Origin of the sequence: Bacillus cereus group sp. BfR-BA-01356 (assembly GCF_022663635.1) — a bacterium.
Lineage (GTDB): Bacteria > Bacillota > Bacilli > Bacillales > Bacillaceae_G > Bacillus_A > Bacillus_A cereus.
Map to the genome: position 1 here is coordinate 1 of NZ_JAKUFX010000195.1, position 7,436 is coordinate 7,436.

Consider the following 7,436-nt stretch of genomic DNA (forward strand, 5'->3'; position numbering starts at 1 on the left):
ACCATCGTTTTCAGAAAAAATTAAAGAACCTGAGTCCATACGAATATCGAACTCAGGCTTCTTAACTATGCGTTTTAATTACTGTCTACTTGACAGGGGTCAGTACATATACCGCGGCTTTTTTATGTAATATACTTGAGAAAAATTAGAAAAAATAACCATGTAACACTTATCATAAAAAAGTATTGCAAGTATGTTAGTTGTTTGTTACAATATTTCTTGTTGTTAGTAAAACACATCGCGTCTTCTTGACAGACGTCATGTCCTATGATAAACTCATCAAGGATAATAGAATATTGTTTTGTGGAACAAGTAGAAGCACCCGCTTCTCACCTGATGGACGCATTCGCAGTTAACAGGTAAATGTATTTCTTACTTAAGATTTTACAAGTGTGGGTGTCGTATGCCCGCACTTTTTTTGTTCGGGTTCTATGACTACAAAATATGTTCTGAGAAAACCTTGGAGGTGGCTTACTATTAGCAAGGATATGATGATTAACGAGCAAATTCGTGCACGTGAAGTACGTTTAGTTGGCGCAAATGGCGATCAACTTGGAATCAAGTCTCGTAATGACGCTTTAGACTTAGCTGCAAATCTTAATCTTGATTTAGTATTAGTTGCTCCAAATGCGAAACCGCCAGTATGCCGCATTATGGACTACGGTAAATTCCGCTTTGAGCAACAGAAGAAAGAAAAAGAGCAGCGCAAAAATCAAAAAGTAATTAGCATGAAAGAAGTTCGTTTAAGTCCAACAATTGATGAACACGACTTTAACACAAAACTTCGTAATGCTATCAAGTTTTTAGAGAAAGGCGACAAGGTTAAAGCGTCAATTCGCTTTAAAGGACGTGCCATTACTCATAAAGAAATCGGTCAACGTGTTTTAGATCGCTTCTCAGAAGCTTGTGCTGAAGTTAGTACAGTTGAATCTAAGCCTAAAATGGAAGGACGCAGTATGTTCTTAGTTTTAGCACCGAAAAACGATAAGTAATAGATAGAGGAGGAAATACCTATGCCTAAACAAAAAACTCATCGCGGCGCTGCAAAGCGTTTCAAAAAGACTGGATCAGGTAAACTGAAACGTTCTCACGCTTACACAAGCCATTTATTCGCTAACAAATCTACAAAAGCTAAACGTAAACTACGTAAAGCTGGTGTAGTAAGCGCTGGTGACTTCAAACGCATTCGTCAAATGCTTGACAACTTAAAATAAGTTCGGCTGATATATAGAACAATTAGGAGGTAATATTATGCCAAGAGTAAAAGGTGGTACAGTTACTCGTCAACGTCGTAAAAAAGTAATTAAATTAGCAAAAGGTTACTACGGTTCAAAAAATACATTATTCAAGGTTGCTAACCAACAGGTTATGAAATCTCTAATGTATGCATTCCGTGACCGCCGTCAAAAGAAACGTGACTTCCGTAAATTATGGATTACACGTATCAACGCAGCAGCTCGTATGAATGGTCTTTCTTACAGCCGCTTAATGCACGGTCTTAAAAATGCTGGCATCGAAGTTAACCGCAAGATGCTTGCTGACTTAGCTGTTCATGACGAAAAAGCTTTCGCTGAATTAGCAACAGTTGCAAAAAACAACATTAACTAATTAATTAGTTGAAACCTTAGAAGAATTTTCTTCTAAGGTTTTTTTATTTGTATTCAAATAGAAGTTAGAAGTGAAAGAAATTATAAAGATTAACGGCTATGTTGTTATCAATATGACAAAATCAATATAAAAGTTATAGCAGTATAGAAGAATATACATATGAAGTCAGGAGAATACTCCTGGCTTTTTTCAATTCTGCCCGTTTGGAAAGAAGAGTATCTTTCCTAGCTGAAACGACACTGCTATAATGGAAAGATGATATGGAACTTTCATCAGATGAACAATTTAAGAGCGATGACTGAAACGTATTTGTAAATTAAGGACAAGCTATTTTATAAAGAGTTAGATAGCTGACTTATTCATAAGAACTGAAACATAATAATGAACTTTGAGATGAAACAACATTGTTGCGTAAAATGCGATGTTGGAGGAGGACAATAGAATGGACTTACTACAACTATTTAAATTACAAAAAGAATTAGATGACCGTATTGCAAAAGAACATGACTTACAACCGAAAAAATTATTAAAAGAAAAAATGTTAGCTCTTCTTGTAGAAATTGGAGAACTTGCAAATGAAACACGTTGTTTTAAATATTGGAGCAACAAACCAGCATCAGAACGTGAAGTAATATTAGAAGAATACGTAGATGGTTTGCATTTTATTTTATCAATCGGAATTGATTTAGGTATTGATAAAAACTTCCTATTCTATAAATGTGCACAGACGAATAAAACACAAGTGGAAATTTTCTTAGACACATATGCGAAAGTAATTCGTTTTACAGATCAACCATCTATTACAAATTATATTGAATTATTTACGAGCTATCTTCGACTTGGACAAGCACTTGAATTTGAACAAGAAGAGATTGAAAAAGCATATTTAGATAAAAATGAAGTAAATCATCAGCGTCAAACACAAGGATACTAATTTAATTTTTGAATATTTCAATTTAATTATTGTATAATGAATTGACTGAAGAAAAAGGAGGGTGTTGGCAATGACAAAATTAGACGCGACATTGACAATGCTAAAAGAATTAACAGATGCACGTGGTATTGCTGGTAACGAGCGTGAACCACGTGAAGTAATGAAGAAATATATCGAGCCGTTTGCGGACGAACTTTCTACTGATAATTTAGGGAGTTTAGTTGCGAAAAAAGTAGGGGAAGAAAACGGCCCGAAAATTATGGTTGCAGGTCATTTAGATGAAGTTGGATTTATGATTACACAAATCGATGACAAAGGTTTCCTTCGCTTCCAAACGGTTGGTGGCTGGTGGTCACAAGTTATGCTTGCGCAACGCGTGACGATTGTAACGCGTAAAGGAGATGTAACAGGTGTAATTGGTTCAAAACCACCGCACATTTTACCTCCAGAAGCTCGTAAAAAGCCAGTTGAAATTAAAGACATGTTCATCGATATCGGTGCTTCTAGCCAAGAAGAAGCGATGGAGTGGGGCGTACGACCAGGAGATCAAGTTGTACCTTACTTTGAATTCCAAGTGATGAAGAATGAAAAAATGTTACTTGCAAAAGCATGGGATAACCGAATCGGTTGTGCAATTGCAATTGACGTATTAAAACAATTAAAAGATGAAAAGCATCCAAACGTTGTATATGGCGTTGGAACTGTACAAGAAGAAGTTGGTCTTCGTGGCGCAAAAACATCTGCGAATTATATTAAACCAGATATCGCGTTCGCAGTAGATGTTGGTATCGCTGGAGATACACCGGGTGTAACGTCAAAAGAAGCACAAAGTAAAATGGGCGATGGACCACAAATCATTTTATATGATGCTTCTGTTATTGGACATACAGGTTTACGTGATTTCGTAGTTGATGTTGCTGATGAATTACAAATCCCGTATCAATATGATTCAGTAGCAGGCGGAGGAACGGATGCGGGTGCGATTCACATTGCTGTAAATGGTATTCCTTCTATGGCAATTACAATTGCAACGCGCTATATCCATTCTCATGCGGCAATGTTACATCGTGATGATTATGAAAATGTAGTGAAGTTAATTGTAGAAGTTATTAAACGTCTTGATAAAGAGGCTGTACATAACATTACATTTAATTAATAGAAAAAGCGAAGGAGCTTCTCCTTCGCTTTTTATGTTTTAAAAAGGCCGTTCTAATCCCGCTGCAGTATGAGCACCTAAAATAATTAAACGAGTTAATTGCATCGCCATAAAATGTGGGGTATATATCATTCCTTTTTTTAACCATGACATAATCATTCCGATGTGAGCCCCTGTCACATAACTAATCAAAATATCACGAGGAACCATAAGATCTTCATCATCTGGTTGTGAAATAGACAAGCTTAATGTTAAATGCACTTGTATTGTTTTCATCATTTTATAAGAGTAGTTTCCGGCAGCTTTATCCCCAAGCATAACGTTATAAAAGTTTACATTTTCTGCGATATGTTCGAATAAAGCCAAAAATGTAGGATGAGGTGAATCAAATGTAAGTTGAAAATCCTCTTTATTTCTATTTTTCGGTTTAATTACTTCTGCTAGCTTCTCTAACATTTCTTCAATGCTTTTGTCTAATAGGTCATATTTATCATGGTAATGGCTATAAAATGTAGCGCGATTTACAGGAGCGCGTTCTGCGATATGTTGAACAGTTACATTTTCAAAGCCTTTTTCGCCTACTAAAGCGACAAAAGCATCCTGAATGAGTTGTCTCGTTCGCTTTACACGTGGATCATTTGTATTTTTAATAGACATTTTCCTTCTCCTCGTTTAATTTTCTATACTTAAACAACATATTGGTATTATATTGTTGTTTAAGCAACATTTCATACGTAAATTGTCGGTTGTAGATTCAAAATAATTATTTATAATTATAAACGATAGTCCTTCAGAAATCAGCACCGCTCGCAGGTAGATAAGTTTCGATTTACGCTGCAGATGGTGTGATTTTTTTGTTAAAAGGTTAATATAATTAACAATTAAACAATCTAAACAATAAGGACATAAATAGTTTAGAAAAAAATTATATGCGATATAAGGAGAGGAATGCAATGAATCAGTTTCGGAGAATGGTAATTATCAACATTATCACATTAATTGTACTAGTTGGCGGCGGTATTGGCGGTTATTACTATTACAATCAAACGGAAAATTACTTAAAAACAGACAATGCAAAGATTGATGGAAAGGTAATTCCGGTTGCTTCACCAGTAGCAGGTAAACTAACTGACTGGAAAGCTGAAGTAGGAAAAAATTATAATGAGAACGATAAATTAGGTACTGTTACTGTAGCGGCAGCTAATGGAGAACAAACAGTAGATGTAACAATTCCACAAAATGCAACAGTTGTACAATCAAACGCGACAACAAATGCTTTCGTTGGAGCAGGTAGCCCGATTGCTTATGCATTTGATATGAACAATTTATGGGTAACAGCAAACATTGAAGAAACAGATGTTGATGATGTTCAAAAAGGTCAAGATGTAGATGTGTATGTAGATGCATACCCAGATACAACGTTAACAGGAAAAGTAGAACAAGTTGGCTTAACAACAGCGAATACATTCTCTATGTTGCCATCAAGTAACGCAACAGCGAACTATACGAAAGTAACACAAGTAGTACCAGTTAAAATTTCTTTAGATCATAGCAAATCAGTAAATATTGTTCCTGGCATGAATGTGACAGTTCGTATTCATAAGTAAGGGGGAGATGAGATGTCCTCAATTGTAATTGCAGGATATGCACTATTTTGTATAATCGTCTTCTTCCTTGTAAATCGTCTTTTACGAAAGAAAAAAACGAAAATGGGAGAAGAACAAGTCCCAGCCGTAAGTAAAATAGAAGTAAGTAAAGTTGAAACAGAAGAGAAAGAAATTGAACGAAAGCAAGAATCGGAAATTTCTAATGTAGTTGAGTTAGAAACAGGAAAGCAAGAAGAAGTAAAACAAGAAAAAGAAGTGCCGAAAAAACAAATGTCTATGCCTGTAGAGAATGTGAACGTAAAAGCAGTTGTAGCTGTATTAATTCTAGGCATGTTCGTTTCTATTTTAAACCAAACAATCATTAATGTTGCATTACCTCCGTTAATGAATGAATTTAATGTATCAACTTCAACAGCACAATGGTTAATTACAGGCTTCATGCTTGTAAATGGTATTTTAGTACCGATTAGTGCCTTTTTAGTTTCACGATTTACGTATCGTAAATTATTCGTAGCAGCAATGTTATTCTTCACGGTAGGATCTATCATTTGTGCTACTTCAGGAAACTTTACAATGATGATGACAGGTCGCGTAATTCAAGCTGTTGGTGCGGGTATTTTAATGCCGGTTGGTATGAATATCTTCATGACGTTATTCCCGCCTCATAAACGCGGAGCGGCGATGGGATTACTAGTGTAGCAATGATTTTAGCACCAGCTATCGGACCAACTGTAACAGGTTGGGTGATTGAAAACTATAGCTGGAACTTAATGTTCTATGCGATGTTTATTATCGGTTTAATTATTACGTTCCTATCTTTAAAATTCTTTACACTAGCTCAGCCAGTGTCTAAAACGAAATTAGATATATTCGGTGTGGTTAGTTCAAGTATTGGACTAGGAAGCTTATTGTACGGATTTAGTGAAGCTGGAAATAATAGTTGGACTAGTGCAGAAGTTGTTATTTCACTTATTATCGGTGTAATTGGTTTAGCGTTATTTATTTGGAGAGAGTTAACAACGGACAATAAAATGCTTGATTTACAAGTATTTAAATATCCAGTATTTACTTTTACTTTAGTAATTAACGCAATCGTTACGATGGCATTATTCGGAGGTATGTTATTGCTTCCAGTATATCTGCAAAACATTCGTGGCTTTACGCCAATTGAATCTGGTTTACTACTTCTTCCAGGATCATTAATTATGGGGATCATGGGACCAGTAGCGGGTAAATTGTTCGATAAATATGGTATTCGTCCATTAGCGATAATTGGATTGGCAATTACGACGTATGCGACATATGAATTTACAAAATTATCGATGGATACACCGTATAGCGTTATTATGACGGATTATATTATACGTTCAATTGGTATGTCATTCATTATGATGCCAATTATGACAGCTGGTATGAACGCGCTGCCGATGAAATTAATTTCTCACGGTACAGCAACGCAAAATACGTCAAGACAAGTAGCGGGTTCAATCGGAACAGCGATTTTAATTACACTTATGACGCAACAAACGACTGCTCACGTAGCAGATTACGGCAACATGTTAACAACATCAAACCCAATTTTAGTTGATAAAGTACACGGCATGGGGCAAAGCTTAGCGGCCTTAGCTGGATCAGCTCAAGCAGGAGACGCGATGAGTACACAACTATTATATGGACAAATTTCAAAGCTATCTGCAATTAACGGTATTAACGATGCCTTCTTAATCGCAACGATACTAGCAGGTATCGCTTGGGTGTTATCGTTCTTCTTACAATCAGGCAATAAACCAAATAGAAAAGCAGGGAATTAATTTCCCTGCTTTTTTGTTTTCTTATACAAGGATTCAATTAGATATAGAATGAATCACCTGCAGACATGAGAACCCAGAAAATACCCCCCAGTAGTCCCCTATGTTGTGTATACTTTTACATTGTGCTTGTAATCCACTTATCCTCGCTAATAAGACAATTAAAGAAATTAAAATTAGTATAAAGAAGTTGTTATAAAAAGAGTAAAGAGATGGTCATCTCCCTGTCAAGTAGACAGTAATAAAAAGAGTATTATGCCACGGCCTTTTCCCGATATTCTATCGGGGAAAGGCCGTGAAGTTTTTCTTGGAATCTTTCTGTA

The 7,436-nt window shown here is 35.8% G+C and carries 8 protein-coding genes, 2 pseudogenes and 1 other annotated feature; of the genes and pseudogenes, 7 read left to right on the forward strand and 3 right to left on the reverse strand.

Annotated elements, in window-relative coordinates; translation table 11 throughout:
- Positions 1–304: 304 nt before the first annotated feature.
- Positions 305–425 (forward strand) — a sequence feature (ribosomal protein L20 leader region).
- A 63-nt stretch (positions 426–488) separates the two neighbouring features.
- The 5 genes from infC to MR168_RS31435 all read left to right on the forward strand — a co-directional run bounded on the left by infC (position 489) and on the right by MR168_RS31435 (position 3,698).
- Positions 489–992, forward strand: coding sequence for a translation initiation factor IF-3 (gene infC, locus MR168_RS31415; protein ID WP_000973215.1), 504 nt, complete (start codon positions 489–491; stop codon positions 990–992).
- A 21-nt stretch (positions 993–1,013) separates the two neighbouring features.
- Positions 1,014–1,214 carry a 50S ribosomal protein L35 gene (rpmI, locus tag MR168_RS31420; protein ID WP_001125945.1) on the forward strand — a complete coding sequence of 67 codons (201 nt, stop codon included), beginning with the start codon at positions 1,014–1,016 and terminating at the stop codon, positions 1,212–1,214.
- A gap of 37 nt (positions 1,215–1,251) precedes the next feature.
- Positions 1,252–1,608: a 50S ribosomal protein L20 gene (gene rplT, locus MR168_RS31425; protein ID WP_001138362.1), complete on the forward strand. Its 357-nt coding sequence runs from the start codon at positions 1,252–1,254 to the stop codon at positions 1,606–1,608.
- A gap of 442 nt (positions 1,609–2,050) precedes the next feature.
- Complete coding sequence (locus tag MR168_RS31430; RefSeq protein ID WP_000365050.1) at positions 2,051–2,542, forward strand: dUTP diphosphatase; 492 nt, start codon at positions 2,051–2,053, stop codon at positions 2,540–2,542.
- Between the two features lie 70 nt (positions 2,543–2,612).
- On the forward strand, positions 2,613–3,698 hold the full coding sequence (locus tag MR168_RS31435) for a M42 family metallopeptidase (RefSeq protein ID WP_098619481.1): 1,086 nt from the start codon (positions 2,613–2,615) through the stop codon (positions 3,696–3,698).
- Between the two features lie 39 nt (positions 3,699–3,737).
- On the opposite strand, the gene MR168_RS31440 is transcribed toward MR168_RS31435, so the two are convergent.
- Positions 3,738–4,355: a TetR/AcrR family transcriptional regulator gene (locus MR168_RS31440; RefSeq protein ID WP_000023660.1), complete on the reverse strand. Its 618-nt coding sequence runs from the start codon at positions 4,353–4,355 to the stop codon at positions 3,738–3,740.
- Positions 4,356–4,651: 296 nt separating this feature from the next.
- Between MR168_RS31440 and MR168_RS31445 the strand changes: the two genes are divergently transcribed.
- Positions 4,652–5,305 carry an HlyD family secretion protein gene (locus MR168_RS31445; RefSeq protein ID WP_001071419.1) on the forward strand — a complete coding sequence of 218 codons (654 nt, stop codon included), beginning with the start codon at positions 4,652–4,654 and terminating at the stop codon, positions 5,303–5,305.
- Positions 5,306–5,317: 12 nt separating this feature from the next.
- A pseudogene (locus MR168_RS31450) lies at positions 5,318–7,116 on the forward strand (DHA2 family efflux MFS transporter permease subunit).
- A gap of 37 nt (positions 7,117–7,153) precedes the next feature.
- On the opposite strand, the pseudogene MR168_RS31455 reads toward MR168_RS31450, so the two are convergent.
- Both MR168_RS31455 and MR168_RS33820 read right to left on the reverse strand, forming a co-directional pair.
- Positions 7,154–7,290, reverse strand: a pseudogene (locus tag MR168_RS31455) (DNA-binding protein); the annotation flags it as partial.
- A gap of 76 nt (positions 7,291–7,366) precedes the next feature.
- A partial coding sequence (locus MR168_RS33820) for an IS3 family transposase (RefSeq protein ID WP_325782447.1) occupies positions 7,367–7,436 on the reverse strand: 70 nt, incomplete at its 5' end.